We start from the raw sequence: 17,907 nt of genomic DNA on the forward strand, positions 1-17,907 counted from the left end.
AAGTTGCCTCTCCCGCTCAAAACCTGCTCGCATGGTACGAAAACGACTCGACTCGCCCCGAATCGTCGAACTTGATGACTACGGTCAGCGTTCTTTGCGACGTGCGCACGCTTCCGGAAGCCCCACCTACAGTTACCAGCAACACGGTTCCGAAGACGCCGCTTCTCGAATACGAGGCCTCCGCGGCCATCTTGTCGTAGATCCAAGTTTCTTGCCCAGTCGCATCGCGCGTCACGATGTTCGGCGAACCCAATCGCTCGGCCACATCGGCTTGCGACAAGCCCACGTGGATCTCCTTCTGCACCCTGCCGAGGGTCAACTCATGCTCACCAACCGGCTCTTCCCGGCGATAAACACAGCCGCCCACACTGAGGAAAAACACGAACCCTATCACAACCCCGGACACGGCCGAACTTCGCAACAACACCTCTTCGCTCCCGAATACAGTTCGCCTTCTCTCACCGCAGCAACGCAGCGGCTCCTCCCCGGCGCCCGAGAAGCAAAACCGCAGCGGCGCTCGCCAAAGTCCGCTTCGCCGACGCCTCGCCCTCGTGCGTACCGCGCACGCGTGCCCAAACAAGCGGTTGCCCTAGGGAGCCATTGCGAATCGTCATTGTCCCCTGCCACAAAATGCTTCGTTGCGTTTCCCCCTGCCACAATCTCTTGGCGATGGCAAATCCTTTCTTCCCATTTCGGCAAAGCCCCGCCGAAGCAGCGCTCACGGAAACGCCGACCCGACGGATCTTGCTCGCCCGCTCCAACCGCCAGCCCGCGATCACTAAGCTGGGCAGCTCCTGTTGCATCCGGCGAGCGCGGCAAGTAGCTAAGCGGCCATGCGCGTTGAACCAGGAACTCTCGTGTGCCGCCCGCGGTTTGCCCCATATCCGCTGTATGGCCGCGTGGTCCGCATGGTCGGCGATGACGCTGTGCTCGTTACGCAAGTCGAGTGCGGCGACCCGCGCTGCGCCAGCGAGCACCATCATGCGGATGCGGTTTGGCCCATTGCGGATTTGGAAGGCGCCCACGCCTATCAAGGCCGCGCCGAGTGGGAACTCGGACGTTTGAGCTCACCGAACGCAGTGTTGCTCGACGACGCTGCTTGAGCGCCTAAAGAGGTGCCCGATGGCAGAGTGGTGGCGCACTGGCGTCTTCTACGAAATTTACGTCCGCAGTTTCCAAGACTCCAACGGCGACGGCGTCGGTGACCTCGAAGGCATCCTCCAGCACCTCGACTACCTCAACGATGGGACGCCAAGTTCGCTCGGGGTCGACGCCCTGTGGCTTACGCCCATTTATCCATCGCCAATGCGCGATTTCGGCTACGACGTTGCCAACTACTGCGAGGTGCATCCGCTGTTCGGAGACCTCCGGACGTTCGATCGACTCGTCGAGGAGGCCCATCGCCGCAACATCCGCATCATCCTCGACTTCGTACCGAACCATACGTCATCCGAGCATCCCTGGTTTCTCGAATCGCGCCGCAGCCGCACGAACCCAAAGCGTTCGTGGTACGTTTGGCGCGACCCCAAGCCTGACGGTAGCCCACCGAACAATTGGGTGAGCTCCTTCGGGGGGCCGGCGTGGACCCTCGAGCCAGCCACCGGGCAATACTACTTGCATTCGTTTCTTCCTGAGCAGCCCGACCTCAATTGGCGTAACCCGGAAGTCGTCAGCGCCATGGAGGATGTGTTGCGTTTTTGGCTCGACCGCGGCGTGGATGGTTTTCGTATCGACGTGATTCACAAGCTCGTCAAGGATGCAGCGCTGCGCGACAACCCCAAGCCTCCACCGGAAGAAGAGCACCCAGTTTACCACTTCGGCGGTCAGGTGCACCTGTACGACGAAGATCAGCCGGAAGTGCACGACATCATTCGCCGCTGGCGACAGTTGCTCGACCGCTACGGCAGCCGGATGATGGTCGGTGAGGTGTATTTGTTCGATGCGCAACGCATCGCCCGCTACTACGGCAGCGGCCAGGACGAACTCCACCTTGCGTTTAACTTCCGCTTTTTGTGGAGCCCTTGGGACGCTGGGAGTTTTCGCCACGAAGTGGAAACCATGGAAGCGCTGCTGCCCCGCGGCGCGCAGCCGACCTACGTGCTCTCGAGCCACGACGCCCCCCGGCATCGTACCCGCTTCGACCATCCTGAGTACGGCGATGCACGTGCCCGCGTTGCCGCTCTCATGCTGCTCACATTGCGCGGGACGCCGTTTATTTATTACGGCGAGGAAATCGGCATGCGCGACGTGCCGATTCCGCCGGAGCGCATCTGCGACCCGGTGGGCCAGCGGTTTCCCGGTCTCGGCCGCGATCCCGAACGCACACCCATGCAGTGGAGCGGTGCCGCCTACGCTGGCTTTTCGAGCGTCGAACCGTGGCTCCCCGTGGCCTCGGACTTCGCCGACTGCAATGTCGAGAAGCAACGCCATGACCCTGCTTCGCTGTTGAGTTTTTACCGCAAACTCATTTGGAAACGAAAGCAAAGCCCGGCCCTGCAGCGAGGTAGCTACTCCACGCTGGATGCGCCGGAACATGTCTTTGCCTACGAACGGGCCCATGCGGAGCAAACCCTCGTGGTGGTCTTGAATTTCGGAACTCAGCCGACAGCGCTGACTTTGCCGCACGCGGGCACGCTGTGGCTCTCTACCTCTCCCCAACGACGGGACGCAGGCCCTAAGCAACAGTGGGAGCTCGATGCCAACGAGGGAATTGTGGTGGAACTCAAACGAGGTGGGTCGACCGCCAGCCGTTGACGAATTGCTTCCTCCACCACGCTACCAGCGCGCCTTCGTGAGTCACTCCTTGCGTTGCTCCCCAGTGGTCCGGCGTAGCGCCGTCTGACTTCGGCCCCAACAGCTGGCTCCTCTCACCGGCCTCGAAGTCGAACAGGCAATTGCCTCCGTGGGGCAATTCCGGCAACAAGGGGCCACCGTGCCCATCGCCGCTCGACCGCCGGACACCATTGCCGAACTGCATAACGTCTCCGTGCGCTTCGGCGACACGCGAGCAGTCGACGCTGTGAGCCTCACGCTACGCAGCGCGGAAGTCCACGCCTTGCTCGGCGAGAACGGCGCGGGGAAATCCACCCTTCTCAAGGTGTTCGCGGGTCTCGTGAGGCCGAACACCGGCGCGGTGCGTGCGCGCCAGGGCATCCGCGTGGCCTTCGTGCCCCAGGAGTTGGAGATGCCCTGGACGCTCACCGTCGCCGATTGGCTTTTTCTCGGACACGAGATGAAGACTCGCTGGCATTCTCTCGATCGCGACCGGCAACGGGCCTCTGCCTCGGAGTGGCTCCGCCGCTTTCGCCTTACCCTTAGCGCCGACGCCCCGCTCGCCACCCTATCTGCTCCTCAACTCAAATGGGTGCAAATCCTCCGTGCTGCCAGCATGAAGCCGGATCTCCTGCTTCTCGACGAGCCCACCGCCACGCTTTCCCTGGCCGACACCGCTGTGCTGTTCGAGTATCTTACCACGATGCGTGCCTCAGGGGCGGCAGTGGTGTTCGTCACCCATCGGCTGGCCGAAATTCAATCTCTCGCCGACTGGGTCACCGTGATGCGCGACGGCCAAGTTGTCGCCAGCGGACCCCAGCCCTCGTTCCCACCCGACCACCTCCTAAAACTGATGGCAGGCAGCGGCAAAGTGCAGCCAAGTTTGCCGAGCCCTCCGCAGGGAACGCTCTGTTTGCAGGTAGCTGAGTTGAGCAGCGGACAGGTCCATGGAGTTTCCTTTACTCTGCAAGAGGGCGAAATTGTCGGGCTGGCCGGCCTTTCGGGCTCGGGGCGCTCCACGCTCCTCGAAGCGCTGGCTGGCTTACGCCCGTTTACGGCAACGAGGTTTTTCCGCGTAGAACCCAGTGCATTTGTTCCCGAAGATCGGCTGCGCAAAGGGCTCTTGCCCTCTCTATCGCTGCGCGAGAATGTGTTCGTGCCCGCGCCACATTCCTGGTTGCACCACCGCCGTGAGCGAGAGCTCTTGCGCCCGTGGCTCGACCGCCTGCGCATTCGCAGCGCGGGGCCAGATGCCCCGCTATCGTCGCTTTCCGGCGGCAACCAACAAAAAGTGCTGCTGGCGCGTGCTCTGCGACGACAGCCTCGGTTGTTGCTGCTGGACGAACCAACCACGGGAGTCGACGTGGCGACTAAAGCGGACATTTATGCGCTGCTGCAAAGCCTCGCCCGAGAAGGTTGCGGCGTTCTGTGGGCGTCCAGCGACGCGCAGGAACTGTTGGAACACAGCCATCGCGTGCTTGCGCTGTATCGAGGCCGGCTGATCGCCGACCGCCTCAGCTCTTCGCTCAATGAAGCAGAGTTAGTTGCGCTCATCACCGGAGCGAGCGGAGGGAGCCGGGTACTTCTGCCATGAAGAGTTGGAGACGCCTCGGGCAATTTGGGCTCATTCCGGGCTGGAGTGCGGCTGCGCTCCTTGTTTTAGAAGTTCTCCTCTTCACCTGGCTTTTAGCCCCGAGCGATGGTCGCCCTCACCCATTTGCCAACGCGGAGAACTTCGCCCTCGTGCTCAAATATTCTGCAGTGTTCAGCCTCGGCGCCATCGCCGCCGCGCTGATCATCGGCTCCGGCGGAATCGACCTTGCACCCGGGGCAGTCATGGCCTTGGCTTCCGTGGTCGCTGGCCATCTGCTTGCCGAAGCCCGTTGGTGGTGGGTCACAGCAGCGTTCGCCAGCCTTGCTGTCGGCACGGTGCTGGGAGTGCTCGCCGCCGGCCTGATTGCTGCACTGCGCCTGCCGCCTTTTGTTGCCACTTTGGGAATTATGGGAGTCGCCCGCGGCAGCGCGTTTTTGCTCACCGAAGGTCGCTTTTACGATCTCTCCGCGCATCTCCCACCGAACTTTGCTCCGCTCGGCGTGCCGCTCAGTTGGTGGCCAGCAACGCTGATCCTGTTGTGCACTGTGGTTTTCCACCTACTTCTCACCCGCACGGCCCTCGGCCGCCACATCCTGGCGGTGGGCAGCAATCCGGTGGCCGCGCATTATGCGGGGATACGCGTCGCCCGCGTGCAAACCTTCGTGTACACCTGCGGAGGTTTTCTTGCCGCCCTTGCCGGCGTGCTCCTCGCGTTCGTGCAAGGCCAAGGGAAAGCGGATCTCGCCATGGGCTATGAGCTCGATATGATTGCTGCTGCTGTGATCGGCGGCGCTTCGTTGAGCGGCGGACGTGCCTCCGTTGTCGGCGCGGTGTTCGGCGCGCTTATCTTCGGGGTGCTGCGCAACGCGCTGACGCAGTTCCCGGGCGGCACGTTTGCCGACCGCTTGATTCTCGGCATCGCGGTCCTCGTCGTCGTTGTGCTCGATCGGCTTGCTACCCGGCAATCCATACGAGAAGGAAGGGCTCTATGAAGCTCGGCGTATACGTTGCGGTGCTCCTCGGGATTTCGGCTATGGCGTGTAGCCGAAGTGAACCCACTCCGTCGGCCCGCTTACGCTTTGCCTTTATTCCCAAAGCGCTCCACATTCCCGTCTTCCGCTACGCCCGGATCGGTGCGGAGCGGGAAGCGAAGCGTATCGGCAACGTCGACATTTTGTGGAAGGGACCCGAAACCACCGACGAGATCCGGCAAAAAGAGATCTTGGAATCTTTCATCGCGCAACGGGTCGACGGCATTGCCATCTCCTGCCTCAATGGCGACTTGCTGGCGGACGCCATCGATCGTGCAGTGGACGCGGGGATCCCGGTGGTCACCTGGGACTCGGATGCCCCGAAAAGCAAGCGGCAAGCGTTTTACGGCGTGAACGACTTGGAAGCGGGCCGCGCCCTCGGCGAGGGCCTGGCTAAGTTACTCGACGGACGCGGGAAGGTAGCGCTGATCACTGCATTGGGTGCAGACAACCTGCAAAAGCGGCTAGATGGCGCGCGGCAAGCGCTCGCTCGCTACCCGGGAATCGAGGTCGTCGAGGTGTTCGACATTCGCGACGATGCCGTGCGCGTTAGCGAAGTTATCGCCACGGGCACGCAACGATACCCTGACCTCGCCGGCTGGCTCTCGGTCGGCGGTTGGCCGGTGTTCCTTCGCAATGCGCTCGATCCGGTGGACACCACCCGAACAAAAGTCGTGGCGTTCGACACGATTCCCCCAGCTCCAGACCTCATCCGTGCTGGAAAGGTTCACCTGCTGATTGGCCAAAAGTATTTTGGCTGGGGGAGGGAATCCGTGCGCCTTCTTTACCGCCTGCGCCAAGGCGAGCGCCTCGATCAGCCGCTCCAGCACTCCGGGATCGACATTGTCACCGCCGAGAACCTGGATGACTACTTGCGCCAATGGGCGCGGTGGGAAGCGGGAGACGAGCTGTAGCCTCGCTCACCAAGCGCTCCGTTCCAGCCAAGGGCGCAGCGCCGCCAGCGCCGCAGCTTCCTCTTCAGGCACCCGCAGGCCAGTGATGACCCACCAGTCCTCGGGCATGATCACCTCCTCGCCAGGCGCAATCGTGGCGAGTGGGCCGAGGTGCTCGAGTTCGAGGAATTCTGCGCTCGAGTATACTTCGATGGTCGCGCCACCGTCGGGGTATTTCGCGCCAGGAACATAGGCAAACCGTTTGAGGAAAACGGTGTCGTTCCATGCATACGCTGCCCAGCCTTGCTGCGAATCGGTGGCAATTTTGCTCTCATCCTGCCGCCGTTGGGCTCGCGGCCACGCCGCGCCCGCGCGAACCTGCCGCTGATCTACCTGCACCAGTTCATTACCCCAGCGGTACCGCGGGTCATCGATGCGCGCGTAGCTCCACAAGATGTACCGGCGCACGGCATCGAAGGCGTCCAGCGGGCCACGGTCTACCGGGATGAGTGCGCGTCCACCAGGGCGCATGACCGCCAAGCTCCAGGGGGCGTACTCTACTGGGCGCTCGAAGAGATTGCGGATGCGGCTTTTCAGCCGAATGCGCGGCTGTTCCGGATCGAGACGAACCTCGACAATTTTCTGGATGCCGGCGCGCGGTTGCGGCGGACCCATGACGACCAGCGTGCGATCGTCACGCAGTTCCACCTTACACGGCGCATTGTCGGGATCGTATGTGGTCTCGCGCCGTTCTGGCGCAACCCACAAACGCCATCCCCCGCGGAAGACCCACTCCGTCTCGCCGCTCCACCCGGCTTCGCTTTCCCGCACGTAAAACAAATTCGGCCCGCCGCGGCTCGCCACCGCCATAATGCGAGGACCAACGTCGGTCACTACCCGCACCTCGACTGCGCCATTCCGCAGCACATAGGTGTTGGGCCAGCCGAGGAAGGTTTCTTTTTCAATGGTCACGCGCGCCTCGCTACCGAGCGCTTTCCCCACCAAGGATGCCCACAAGAGGGCACTCACACCCACCTGCAAACATAGCCCCACCCTTGCCCAACCACGCGCACGCCCGAGCCGCACGACAGCGGCGTGGAGATTCACCCCACGGCTTTGTCTCCCTTCGCTGGAGGATCGACAATCAAGAGCGTCCCCTGGGCAACGGCCGCGAGAGTATCGTCATTCTTAACTTCCACTTGCACCACTGCCGTCCGTTTGGTCATGGCAAGTACGCGTGACTCAGCCACGAGCTTGCCGCCTTTCACCGCCGCCAGGTAATTGAGCTTGAATTCCGTGGTCGCTGCCCACTGGCCGGGCTTCATCAGCGGGTAAAGAACACAGCCGAGCACGTGGTCGATGAGTGCAGCCATGACCCCACCGTGCATCGTTCCCATGGGGGTAATGAGTTCGCTACGGACCTGCATTTCTGCGCGCAGATAACCGGGCCGAAATTCGACGAACTGCACGCCCAAGAACTGTGGCAGTCCTGTTGCTGCTGCATTCGCCTGGATCATCATCTCCGCAATCCGCGGATTGTATTGTCCGAATCTTGTTTCTTGTGCCACGGTGAACGCTCCGAACCTCAGCGATGGTCGGCTTCCTACTCCAAGTCGCGTTTAGAAGCGAGAAGGCTCGGTGGGCCTGGACCCCGACGGGGATTCCACTCAACGCAGAGCGCAGTTCCGACATGGCAGTACGAACCACGCCAGGTTTCCACCGCAGCGCCATCGCTGGAACGGCGGTCACGGCCAGCGCAAATCCGCTCTTCTAATTTTCCGGCACACAGACAGCCACCGGTGCACCGCCCGCATCTTGCACCGTTTGCCGCATCGTCCTTAATAAGCGTGCAATGCCGTGCCGAAGCGACACGATCCGGGTGGACGACATCGAGGTCCACCTCTTGCGAGGGGGTCGCGGCGAGCCGCTGTTAGTTCTTCACTCAGAATTTGCCTCAGGCCGTTGGTTCCCCTACCACGACGATCTGGCCCAGCACTTCCACGTCTTGGCGCCCGACCATCCCGGCTTTGGCAAAACTCCGCGCCCCGAATGGTTAGACCGCATCGACGACTTCGCGATTTTTTACGCGGATTTCCTTCGGGCCTGCGGCTGGGAGCGAGTGCGGATGCTAGGTCTTTCGTTCGGCGGCTGGATCGCTGCCGAATTTGCCTCGCTGTTTCCTGAACGGGTGAGCCACCTCGTTCTAGTCGGCGCGGGCGGGCTCAAGGTCGAAGGGGAGAGCCGCTTCGACCTCTTCGCGCAGCCCTTCGAAGAAACGCTGCAACACCTCTTTTTTGCTCCCGACCGCTGGTTGCAACTCATGCCCACGGAGCCTGGCACGGAGCTGATTTTGCGGACCTACCGTGAAGCTACGACGCTCGCGCGCGTGAGCTGGAATCCTTACTGGTACAATCCCAAGCTCGAACGGCGGCTCAGGCGCATTCGCTGCCCTACCCTGGTCGTCTGGGGCGCGGAGGACCGCTTCCTTTCGCCTGCGCACGCGCGGGCCTTTGCTGCGTCGATTCCCACAGCCGAGCTTGTGCTCTTGCCCCGCTGCGGACACCTCCCGCCACTCGAATGTCAGTCAGAGTTCATCGGGCACGTGTTACCGTTCCTGCAGAGGTAGGCCGTGTTGCAATTTTTCTACTTTCACCTCATGCCGTGGCCCCGTTTGCCTGCTCACTTCGACCGTAGCGAGCCGAGTGCGTGGGTGACGTTGTCGAACCGCTACTACGACCCGCAAGAAGGCCACACGCTTTACAACGAGTATCTCGACGAACTAGAGCGTGCCGAAGAACTCGGCTTCGACGGTCTGGCCGTCAACGAACACCACCAAAACGCGTACGGCACTATGCCCTCTCCGAACCTGATGGCCGCCGCTCTGGTGCGGCGCACGCACCGCGCGAAAATCGCCATCCTCGGAAACGCATTGCCCCTGCACGACCACCCTCTGCGGGTTGCCGAAGAGGTTGCGATGTTGGATGTTCTTTCCGGGGGCCGCATCATCTCCGGTTTCGTGCGCGGCATTGGCTGCGAGTATGTGTCGCTCGGCGTCAATCCCACCTTCTCGCGCGAGCGCTTTTACGAGGCGCACGATTTGATCGTACGGGCGTGGACCGAGCCCGGTCCATTTGCCTTCGAGGGCAAACATTATCGCTTCCGTTACGTGAATGTGTGGCCTCGCCCACTGCAGCAGCCTCACCCGCCGATTTGGCTGCCGTCTCAGGGCAGCACAGAAACGATTCGTTGGGGCGCAGAGCATCGCTACCCCTTCGTCAGCGTGTTTAATTCCTACGCGCTCACCAAGCGTTGGATCGAGGAGTACAAAGAGGCCGCTCGCGCCTGTGGCTACGAGGCCCCACCCGAGCAGATCGGGTTTGCCCTGCCGATTTACGTTGCCGAAAGCGACGCGCGCGCGGTGGCCGAGGCCGAGCCGCACTTCCTTTGGTTGTTTCGGCGGGGGCTCAAAATCCCGCCGAATTTCCTCTTGCCCCCGGGCTACATTACCGAGGAATCGTTACGCAAGTTTTTGGCTGCAGGGATCCGATTGCCGGCGGAGCTTTCGTACAAAGAGTTGTTAGACCACGGGTACGTGCTCGCCGGTAGCCCGGCCACGGTTTTGGAACGGCTGCGCGCCGTGCACGAGGAGCTCGGGGTAGGCATCTTTATCTTCAGCGGGCGCACCGGCGACATGCCGAAAGACAAGGCCTGGCGCAGCATGGAACTGTTTGCCACCGAAGTCATGCCCCGCTTGCGCCAGGCAGCTTCGACGCCTAGCGCTGCGCCGTCGAGCACGTAGTGGCATGGGAGTTCAGTCGATGACACAAGAGGCAGAAACTGCTGGCATGCATGACGCCGCTTTGGTCGCGCGGGCCTGTGGGCTCCTGTCCACAGCGTTGCGTGAAAGCTTGCACCTGGCTCGGGATCTCGTTGCCGAGGAGGCCGCGCACCTGCCACCGGCAGCATTGGAAACGCTCGATCAGTTGCTCGACGAATTTGCCCGCCGGCGCATCCGCATCGCCTTGTTCGGCGAAGTCAAGGCCGGCAAATCCACGCTGATCAATGCCATCGCTGGTCGTGCCCTCTCTCCCGTCGCGTTCGACCCGCTGACCTCCGTGCCCGTGCACATTACCTACGGCCAAGAAACCACTTGGTCGGTCAACGAACACCGGCTGCAAGCAATCGAAGAGCTCGAGAACTTCATGCGCACGCACCCCTTCGAAGCCTCGGAGGTGCGGGTGACAACCCCGCTCGACCTTCTCGCCCTCGGCGGACAAGTTGATTTGCTCGACACTCCGGGCATGGGTAGCCGCGAGCGACATTTCGATTCCGTTACGGAGGAGATCCTGCAGGCGCTGGACGCGGTTGTGCTGGTTGTTCGCTACCCTGGATTGTTTACCCGCTTCACCCACGAACTAGTGGAGCGACTCGACGGAAGAATCAGCAAGCTTTTCGTCGTGTGGAATTTGGATCGCGGGTGCATCGATCTCTCGGAAACCGAGCGGCGCCACTTTGCCCGCCAACTTTCCGACAATGTCGGGATGACGCACGAGCTTCATCTCGTCGATGCGCGCACAGCCTTCGAGCGGGCCCACGACCCCGAGGCGCGTCGCGGCAGTGGAATCGACACATTCGTTGCCGCCTTGCGCGAGTTTGCCGCCTCGAATGCGCGCGATGTTGCAGCGCTGCGCGAAGCAGCCAAGGCTGGCGTTCGCTGGTTTGCCGATGTTTTGCCGGCACTGGAACTTCGGCTGCAAACTGTCGAGCAATACGTGCGCGAAGCCCGTGCGGCTGTGAGTGCTGTGCAACAAGAGGGCGAAAACGAACTCGCCGAAGCACGCAAGCGGGAAGCACAATTCGAAGCCAGCATCCAGCAACTGGTGCAGCGCCGGGCCAAACAGGCGCACGAACGAGGCGCTCGATTGCTCGAAGAAATTCACGCCGCTCGACGGCGCTGGATGCGCAATGGTCATCTACTGAAGCTCGAACGGGCCGTGGCCACAGCGGTCAGCGCCTTCGTAAACGACATGCACTCGCTCGCACGAGAAATTCGCGACGAACTGGTCACGGCTACTGCGGCGTTTGGGGCTGACCTGTCGCTCTCCATTCGCGCGCGCCAGCCCCTCGAGGTCGGTCGCCTCGCCCCCGAGGACCGTAACGTCCGCGCCAACAGCGGAAGCTTCAAGATCCTCCGCCGAGCTGTGTGGAACCAGTGGTACTTGCCTGGGCTCGTTCGCTTCGAACGGGAAACCTTGAAGAAAGAAATGCAAGCTGTGACCGCCTGGCTACAAAGCGGCGCGCAAGCGGCCGTACAGGCCGGGCAGTCGACTACGGCGCAGCGTTTGCGACGGATTGCGGAACGCACTGCTGAGCGGGTGGAACAACTGCGCGAGGCCAAGCAGCTCGACGCTTACGAAGAGGAATACGAGCGGCTGCGCCAAGGGGTTCCAGGGTTAAAAGCCGAGGTGGAACACATCGAGCGTCTGGCCGAGCAAGCGCGCGATTTGCTGCAAGCAGCTCGGTGAGCCCGCTTGCTCTGCTGCGCCAGCCGGTTGCTCGCGAGTTCGATCCTACCACGCCGCGCCCTTTCGCCGGAGGCCCCTAGCAAATTCCGTCCATCGCGGGCGCAACGCTTGGAGCAGGAAGGCGAGCCGCGGGGGGCGAACGGCGAACAGCGGTGGATGATAGTTGTCACGTGACGTCCCCCGTGCCGTACGTACCGGGCGCCGCAGGCTGCAGCACGGCCGGCGTGTGGCGGGGTACCTGGAGGGGTACTTCGCCCTCTCGAGCCACCTGCCTTTAGTTGCAGTGCAGCTAATCTGATTTCTTGCGTTTCCTAATCGATGGTGGTACGGGGTGAGAGTTGCCGAGAAGGGTCCTGCAATGATTTACTGGCCCACTCCGCAAACCGGCGCAGGTTGGTGCCGAGGAGCCGTGCACGCCTGCAGGCTGCAAAGGCAGCGAAGCAGTGTGAAGCCACCGCCGCGGCACCTCCGACTGACGGGGCGGATGTTTTTGGCTGTCGTGTTGCCGTGTGTAGCCGTTCTGCCTTGGGGGGGCGGCTTCTCGCCGCACCAGCTTACCCTGCTCACTGCAACGGCAACGGAGCTGTGGACCTCGCCGAACTGCGCTATGCGCTGAACAATGTACTGGAACCTTCCAATGAGGGTCTCCCCGTGCGCTGCCCAGCCGTGGATGCAGATGGCAATTCGGACTACGGTGTGGAGGACTTGATTCGCGGCGCCACCGCCCGCGGCGTGGGCTGGCGTTGGGTGGTTTCCCCTGCTGGCTGGCGGGGAGCCATTGTCGACGCGCTCACGCGCTTGCCCCTCGTGGATGCGATCGTAGAGGCAAACCCCTGACCACTTGCTTCGCCAGGAGCGCAGCACCCCGACTGGTATTGGCCAGCGAAGAACAGCGGCACGCCGAGGCCCGCGCCAGCACTTTGGGCGCAGACAGCGTACGGCAGCCCACCACTCATGTGGCCTGGTTTGCCGCCGCCGACCCTCGCCTTCGACCCAAGCGCCGCTCCTTGTTTGCCGAGCACTTCGGCGACACCACCGCCGACCCCGGGTTGGGAACGTGTGCGCGTGCGAAGACCGCCCGATTATTCGACTCGGGTCTTCTACCGACCGGTAGAGTTCACTCAACGCGAAATGTCTTTCTCGACTGCCGCTTGCCGTGCTGGAACGCTGCGCAGCGCGGCAACCGACGCGTGGCCTCTGTACCCGCGAGGCACAACGCCCCCCGGAGGGGATCCTCCCCGACATCATCGTCGACGAGCGACAGATGGTAAGCGACCGCCGCCACATCTGCGTCGGCATGCCGGACGGCTGGGGAGACATCCGCGTCCTTCGGCTCGGTATCGCTACCCCGAACGTGGGGCTGGGAGACCTGCGCCTCGAAGGCAGCAACGTGGAGGACTGCGATACGAGCAACGACCGCGTCGAGCAGTGGATTGCCCTTGACCAGGAGCAAAGCAGTTTCCGCCGACGCGCCTTGCCGCCTGCATCGATCGAACACCACCCAGCACACAATCACTTTCACTTGCGTAACTGGCCGCGCTTTCGGCTGGTGAAGCCGACCCCAGGGGTATGCGACCGGGTGAATTCCCGCCCGCAATCGTGCGTGGTGCGGGAATCTGAGAAGCTGAGCTTTTGCATCCGAGACACCCAAACGTTCGACCGCGAGATTGGCCCCCCTGACAGGCGCTTCACAGATTGCGAGCTTCAAGCCGACGGGCTCGTGCACATGGGCATCCAGCGGGGCTGGTCGGACGTCTACGACAGTGGACTGTTCGGCCAGCTCATCGAAACCACTGGCCTTTCCGGCACGTACCGGCTCGAAGCAGAAGCGAATTTGGACGGGGCCATCGAAGAGGAGGATCGGACAAACAATGTGGTGCGCGTACCAGTGACGTTTTCCACCCCGCAAGCGTGCGTGCGTACAACCTCCAGTTGGCAATGCGGAGCGAGCGCATCGGCTTGCAAGAATCTTGACTGTAGATCCGTAAGCCCCGATTGCTGCCCCTGCTCGGGACCGGGCGGAAGGTGCCAGTCGGGTGACGAGTTCTCCCCATGCGGGCGTTGCAAGGACTACTTTAGTCTTCAGGATCCGAACAGCGTCGCGTGCTTAGGTGTTTGTGGAACTTGCCCCGCCGATGCGGAGTGCTCCCAGGGTTGAGGAGCAGCCGTTACACCCTGTGCCAGCGTTACACCAACACCTACGCCCACAGCACCGACCCGCACGCCCACCCCCAGCGTCACACCCGCTGGCCCCACCCGCACTCCTACGTCGACTCCGCCCACCCCGGCCCTACCTGGCCTTGCCGTGTTGATTCCGGGTGTCGAGGGTGCGCCTGGCCAACGCGTACTCCTCGACGTTCACCTCACTGGAAGCCGAGGGCTGGCGGCAGGCTTGCAGTTCGACTTGCTCCTCCCACAGGCAGCTCTGGCCGCGCTGAACGTCGCCGAGAGCAGGGGCGACTGCAGCCTTGTGGGGACTTTTTCCACTACCCACCGCTTCCGCGCTGCCTACGCGTCGGATCATCCGTTGCCAGGGTACGACCGCGTGCGCCTGCTGGTCGTGGATCCGAACGTGGTCGACTCCAGCTACGATCCCACCGACGTGCTGGCCGATGGCATCGTGGTGCAGTGCTGGCTTACGATTTTGACCAATGCCCAGCGCGGCGCCTACCCCCTGCGCGTGGAGCGCGCGCGTGGGGGCGATGTGCGGGGCACGTCGCTTTGGCCGTTTGCTGGCCGCAGCACACTTTGGGTGGGAGGTTACAGTGGCAGTTGCTGCCGAAGGTCCCGCCACCGGTGGAGGTACACAGACACGAAACGCCATGGCGTGCGGAGCAAGGGCAGGGTGGCCACCATTGGGTGGCTGATGCTGTTCGCTTGCGTGCTCTTCCTGCCAAAGGAAGCGGAGCCAAAGATGCCTTGTTTATCCATGGACCCGGAGCGGTCGTATGTCGTTCCGCCGGTGCGTGTACGCACGGAGCTGGTGGATGCCAGCGGGCGGGCGTTCGGGAAGCGGGAGGTGGCTCCGGGGGAAAGCACGCACATTTGCGTGGGTTTCAAGCCCCCCCCGGACGTGCCTGAGCGGGATGATGAAGCGGTTTTCGGCGGCTCCTTCCTGGTTTACGCCGAGCAAGCGGGCTTGACGCTCTCGTCCGTCGAGTGCCGGAAACGTGGCACTTGGCCGTGTATTTGGGGCCGGGGAGGACTCTTGAACTGTGACCCGCCGGGTTCCCGCGAGTCGTGTAGTGGCTTTGGCAACACAGTTTACGGTGGGGGATCCTGGGAGCCGCCCTACCCTGGCGACATCCCCTGGCCGCGCGATCCGGCGGACGCCGAGGTGAGCTACCCTTTGCTGCCGGGTGAAGATCGCGCCCAAAAGCCGCCCAGGCTTGTACACGCTGGGTTGTGGGCCGATGTCCTGCTGCGGAGAGGACGACGCCTGCGAGCGAACCGATGCCTGCGGGGAGGCGATCAACCTGCACCCTATTCCGCCCCCGATACGTTGCTGTTGTTGCCCGGAATGCGAGGTGGACACACTGCGGGTGGTGCCCTGCGTGGGGGACTGCGAGCGCGCTGGCGTGGTGACGGTGGAGGAGATCTTGCGCGGGGTGGCGGTGGCGTTGGGCTAGGCGGAGGCGGGGAGTTGCGAGGCAGCCGACGGCAACGAAGATGGGCTGGTGAGTATCGAGGAGTTGGTGCGCGCGGTGCGCAATGCGCTTTCGGGCTGCGTGGAGACTGCACGCGAAGACCGCGCAGCCGCTACCATTGGCGAAAGCGGTCGCCAGGCTACCGCGAAGCGTGAAGAGGGCGCGCGCGGCAGCGGTGTTTCCGATGACTAGCCCTCTTCTGCCGGTGGAGTTTGCTTGGCCAAGATGTCGAGAAGTCCCGACAAGATCCGGTGGGTAAGGCCCCAAATCGTATGCCCTTGAAATTCGAATGCGGGCACAAATCCCACCTGAGCGTTTGTGGGATGACGGTACGGCTTGGAATTGTGCCGCAGCGCCGCAAGGGGGATCCACAAAGCACTTTGGACCTCCTCGGGATTGGGCACGAGCTGAACAGGGGCACGCAGCACGAACACCACGGGCCGAATCACCAAGTCTAGAAGCTGGCCGCGGCCCACAGCCCTTAACTCATCGAGCTCGCCGACCACCTCCGCTGCCCGCTCCAGATCGACGCCAATTTCCTCACGCGTCTCGCGGACAGCAGTGGCAATCAAATGCGCATCCCCTGGTTGCTGCCGGCCGCCGGGAAGCGCCATGTGGCCCGACCAAGGGTCGCCTCTACGGTGTGCTCGGTGAATCGCCACAAACTCGCTGCCATGCACCCCGTCGCGCAGAATGAGCGCGACCGCTGCCCGCGGCAGGTCCGGGGGATCCTTCACCAGATGAACAGGTCGCTCGCGCAAGCGCTCGGCAATCTCCTGCGCACTCCATCTGCCCCATTCGTTCCCTGCCGCGCCCTTCGTTGCTTCCCGCCTGCTACGTTCAGACTCCTCCATAAGCCGCCAAGCTAGCCCAGAGTCCGATTTTCGCCACTATTCCAGCGGGGTGGCCCGCCCCCTCATAGCGGGTGTTCGTTCGCTTCTCCGAGGCCAGCTCTTACCCTACCCCTGGGCGATGCCTTTCGCTAAGAAAGCGCGTCGCTCGCCAAAAGAGAGGAGATTCCGCATGGCACGCATCACTGTGGAAGACTGTTTGGAGAAAGTACCCAACCGCTTCGAACTGGCTTTGCTTGCGGCTCGCCGAGCCAAAATGCTGCTCAAAGGTGCGCGCCCGCTGGTGGAATCGGACAACAAGGAGGTCGTCACCGCACTGCGCGAAATCGCTGCGGGGCGGGTGGATCGCCGCTATCCCAAGGCGGGCTGATCGATTGCTCGTACAATCCGGGGGCAAGCTCCCGGCCCGCGCCTGAAACGGCCAGCTGCGGGAGGGGGTGATGTTTTTCCATGGGAGAAAAGGATCTCTACGCGATTTTGGGCGTTCCACGGAACGCGAGCCAAGAGGAAATCAAGCGGGCCTACCGGAAGCTCGCGCGGCGGTATCACCCTGACGTCAACCCGGGCAACAAGGAAGCCGAGGAGAGGTTCAAGGAAATCTCGGAAGCCCACGAAATCCTCAGCGACCCGGAGAAGCGCAAGCTGTACGACGAATTCGGCATGGCGGGCCTGCAAGCTGGGTTCGATGCCGATCGCGCACGGGCCTACGAGCAGTGGCAGCGTCAACAACGGGAGTTCGCAGGCGGGTTCGGTCCGGGCGGCTTCAGCGGCTTTGGGCGCTTCGAGAGTTTCGAGGATATTTTTAGCGACCTTTTCGGTGAACGCGCCCGCCCGGGCCCACGCGCCGGCGCGGATTTGGAAACCGAGGTAGAAATCGACCTGCTGGACGCGGTGCGCGGGCGCACGATGGAAATCTCGCTGCAACGGCCCTCCGTGTGCGCGAGCTGCCAAGGTACGGGTGAGGACCGTGCCGCCGCCACGACCTGCAGCGAATGCTTGGGTAGCGGGCGCGTCCAGGCAGCGCGCGGACCGGTACGCTTTTCTCGCACCTGCCCGCGTTGCGGCGGCAGTGGAAGAATGTCCACGCGCCCCTGCTCCACCTGCGGCGGCGCGGGGGAGACGGTGCAAACCGAACGGCTGCAGGTGCGCATTCCTCCAGGCGTGGAAGATGGCTCACGTGTACGTCTCGCCGGTAAAGGCGCTCCTGGCTTACACGGCGGCCCTCCGGGCGACCTTTACTTGCGCGTGCACATCCGCCCGCACCCAATCCTCGAGCGCCGTGGCGATGACCTGTATATGAACGTCCCCATTACCGTAGGCGAGGCGGTGAACGGAGCGTCCATCACCGTGCCAAGCCCAGCAGGGGGTGCGCTCCGGGTGCAAGTGCCCGCAGGGAGCCAAAGCGGGAAGTTGCTCCGCATTCGCGGGCGCGGCGTGCCTCATCTACACGGCGGGGGTGCGGGTGATTTGTACTTGCGCCTGATGATTCATGTGCCAACGAAGGATACAGAAGCGGTCCGCCAGGCGGCCAAGGTGCTCGATGAGCACACCGTGCCGCACCCGCGGGACAACTTAAAACTCTGAGGGGAGGGAC

Annotated in this window: 18 protein-coding genes; 13 read left to right on the forward strand and 5 right to left on the reverse strand. The window is 62.9% G+C overall.

The features are described from left to right. Positions 1 to 16: 16 nt before the first annotated feature. Entirely contained in the window at positions 17 to 427 is a 411-nt protein-coding gene (locus N3C12_12520; GenBank protein MCX8073257.1) for an outer membrane protein assembly factor BamE, read from the reverse strand. 31 nt (positions 428 to 458) lie between these two features. Next, positions 459 to 803 (reverse strand): hypothetical protein, encoded by a 345-nt coding sequence (locus tag N3C12_12525; protein MCX8073258.1) that lies wholly within the window; start codon positions 801 to 803, stop codon positions 459 to 461. A 30-nt stretch (positions 804 to 833) separates the two neighbouring features. Here N3C12_12525 and N3C12_12530 point away from each other — a divergent pair, with 30 nt between their 5' ends. The 5 genes from N3C12_12530 to N3C12_12550 all read left to right on the forward strand — a co-directional run bounded on the left by N3C12_12530 (position 834) and on the right by N3C12_12550 (position 6,311). Beyond that, positions 834 to 1,103: a hypothetical protein gene (locus N3C12_12530; GenBank protein ID MCX8073259.1), complete on the forward strand. Its 270-nt coding sequence runs from the start codon at positions 834 to 836 to the stop codon at positions 1,101 to 1,103. A 19-nt stretch (positions 1,104 to 1,122) separates the two neighbouring features. Beyond that, the gene (locus N3C12_12535) at positions 1,123 to 2,754 is read left to right on the forward strand and encodes an alpha-amylase family glycosyl hydrolase (GenBank protein MCX8073260.1); all 1,632 of its coding nucleotides are present in this window, start codon (positions 1,123 to 1,125) and stop codon (positions 2,752 to 2,754) included. A 178-nt stretch (positions 2,755 to 2,932) separates the two neighbouring features. Next, positions 2,933 to 4,366, forward strand: a complete 1,434-nt coding sequence (locus tag N3C12_12540; protein ID MCX8073261.1) for a sugar ABC transporter ATP-binding protein — start codon at positions 2,933 to 2,935, stop codon at positions 4,364 to 4,366. After that, positions 4,363 to 5,358, forward strand: a complete 996-nt coding sequence (locus N3C12_12545) for an ABC transporter permease (protein ID MCX8073262.1) — start codon at positions 4,363 to 4,365, stop codon at positions 5,356 to 5,358. The genes N3C12_12540 and N3C12_12545 overlap by 4 nt, the downstream gene beginning before the upstream one ends. Continuing rightward, positions 5,355 to 6,311, forward strand: a complete 957-nt coding sequence (locus N3C12_12550; GenBank protein ID MCX8073263.1) for a sugar-binding protein — start codon at positions 5,355 to 5,357, stop codon at positions 6,309 to 6,311. Before N3C12_12545 ends, N3C12_12550 begins: the two co-directional genes overlap by 4 nt. A gap of 6 nt (positions 6,312 to 6,317) precedes the next feature. On the opposite strand, the gene N3C12_12555 is transcribed toward N3C12_12550, so the two are convergent. Both N3C12_12555 and N3C12_12560 read right to left on the reverse strand, forming a co-directional pair. After that, positions 6,318 to 7,319, reverse strand: a complete 1,002-nt coding sequence (locus tag N3C12_12555; GenBank protein ID MCX8073264.1) for a DUF4380 domain-containing protein — start codon at positions 7,317 to 7,319, stop codon at positions 6,318 to 6,320. Positions 7,320 to 7,393: 74 nt separating this feature from the next. Then, positions 7,394 to 7,858, reverse strand: a complete 465-nt coding sequence (locus N3C12_12560; GenBank protein MCX8073265.1) for a PaaI family thioesterase — start codon at positions 7,856 to 7,858, stop codon at positions 7,394 to 7,396. 284 nt (positions 7,859 to 8,142) lie between these two features. On the opposite strand from N3C12_12560, the gene N3C12_12565 reads away from it, so the two are divergent. From N3C12_12565 to N3C12_12590, 6 genes are all read left to right on the forward strand, one after another. Continuing rightward, complete coding sequence (locus N3C12_12565) at positions 8,143 to 8,916, forward strand: alpha/beta hydrolase (GenBank protein MCX8073266.1); 774 nt, start codon at positions 8,143 to 8,145, stop codon at positions 8,914 to 8,916. 3 nt (positions 8,917 to 8,919) lie between these two features. After that, positions 8,920 to 10,089: an LLM class flavin-dependent oxidoreductase gene (locus N3C12_12570; protein ID MCX8073267.1), complete on the forward strand. Its 1,170-nt coding sequence runs from the start codon at positions 8,920 to 8,922 to the stop codon at positions 10,087 to 10,089. A 19-nt stretch (positions 10,090 to 10,108) separates the two neighbouring features. Then, positions 10,109 to 11,815 (forward strand): dynamin family protein, encoded by a 1,707-nt coding sequence (locus tag N3C12_12575; protein MCX8073268.1) that lies wholly within the window; start codon positions 10,109 to 10,111, stop codon positions 11,813 to 11,815. Positions 11,816 to 12,400: 585 nt separating this feature from the next. Beyond that, positions 12,401 to 12,652: a hypothetical protein gene (locus N3C12_12580; GenBank protein ID MCX8073269.1), complete on the forward strand. Its 252-nt coding sequence runs from the start codon at positions 12,401 to 12,403 to the stop codon at positions 12,650 to 12,652. Between the two features lie 319 nt (positions 12,653 to 12,971). Continuing rightward, a complete protein-coding gene (locus N3C12_12585; GenBank protein MCX8073270.1) occupies positions 12,972 to 13,973 on the forward strand; it encodes a lysyl oxidase family protein in 1,002 nt (333 codons plus the stop codon). Positions 13,974 to 14,120: 147 nt separating this feature from the next. Further along, complete coding sequence (locus N3C12_12590; protein MCX8073271.1) at positions 14,121 to 15,617, forward strand: hypothetical protein; 1,497 nt, start codon at positions 14,121 to 14,123, stop codon at positions 15,615 to 15,617. A gap of 33 nt (positions 15,618 to 15,650) precedes the next feature. Here the strand turns inward: N3C12_12590 and N3C12_12595 are convergent, their stop codons facing one another. After that, on the reverse strand, positions 15,651 to 16,316 hold the full coding sequence (locus N3C12_12595) for a CoA pyrophosphatase (GenBank protein MCX8073272.1): 666 nt from the start codon (positions 16,314 to 16,316) through the stop codon (positions 15,651 to 15,653). 169 nt (positions 16,317 to 16,485) lie between these two features. On the opposite strand from N3C12_12595, the gene rpoZ reads away from it, so the two are divergent. Beyond that, positions 16,486 to 16,683, forward strand: a complete 198-nt coding sequence (rpoZ, locus tag N3C12_12600; protein ID MCX8073273.1) for a DNA-directed RNA polymerase subunit omega — start codon at positions 16,486 to 16,488, stop codon at positions 16,681 to 16,683. An 80-nt stretch (positions 16,684 to 16,763) separates the two neighbouring features. Further along, positions 16,764 to 17,897, forward strand: a complete 1,134-nt coding sequence (locus N3C12_12605) for a J domain-containing protein (protein ID MCX8073274.1) — start codon at positions 16,764 to 16,766, stop codon at positions 17,895 to 17,897. Positions 17,898 to 17,907 lie beyond the last annotated feature (10 nt).

It is taken from the genome of Candidatus Binatia bacterium, assembly GCA_026415395.1.
Lineage (GTDB): Bacteria > Desulfobacterota > Binatia > HRBIN30 > HRBIN30 > HRBIN30.

Coding starts and splice junctions, on each gene's coding strand:
- N3C12_12565 (MCX8073266.1), top strand. CDS start 8,143: ATGCCGTGCCGAAGCGACACGATCCGGGTGGACGACATCGAGGTCCAC.
- N3C12_12530 (MCX8073259.1), top strand. CDS start 834: ATGCGCGTTGAACCAGGAACTCTCGTGTGCCGCCCGCGGTTTGCCCCA.
- N3C12_12575 (MCX8073268.1), top strand. CDS start 10,109: ATGACACAAGAGGCAGAAACTGCTGGCATGCATGACGCCGCTTTGGTC.
- N3C12_12545 (MCX8073262.1), top strand. CDS start 4,363: ATGAAGAGTTGGAGACGCCTCGGGCAATTTGGGCTCATTCCGGGCTGG.
- rpoZ (MCX8073273.1), top strand. CDS start 16,486: ATGGCACGCATCACTGTGGAAGACTGTTTGGAGAAAGTACCCAACCGC.
- N3C12_12595 (MCX8073272.1), bottom strand. CDS start 16,316: ATGGAGGAGTCTGAACGTAGCAGGCGGGAAGCAACGAAGGGCGCGGCA.
- N3C12_12605 (MCX8073274.1), top strand. CDS start 16,764: ATGGGAGAAAAGGATCTCTACGCGATTTTGGGCGTTCCACGGAACGCG.
- N3C12_12550 (MCX8073263.1), top strand. CDS start 5,355: ATGAAGCTCGGCGTATACGTTGCGGTGCTCCTCGGGATTTCGGCTATG.
- N3C12_12525 (MCX8073258.1), bottom strand. CDS start 803: ATGCAACAGGAGCTGCCCAGCTTAGTGATCGCGGGCTGGCGGTTGGAG.
- N3C12_12535 (MCX8073260.1), top strand. CDS start 1,123: ATGGCAGAGTGGTGGCGCACTGGCGTCTTCTACGAAATTTACGTCCGC.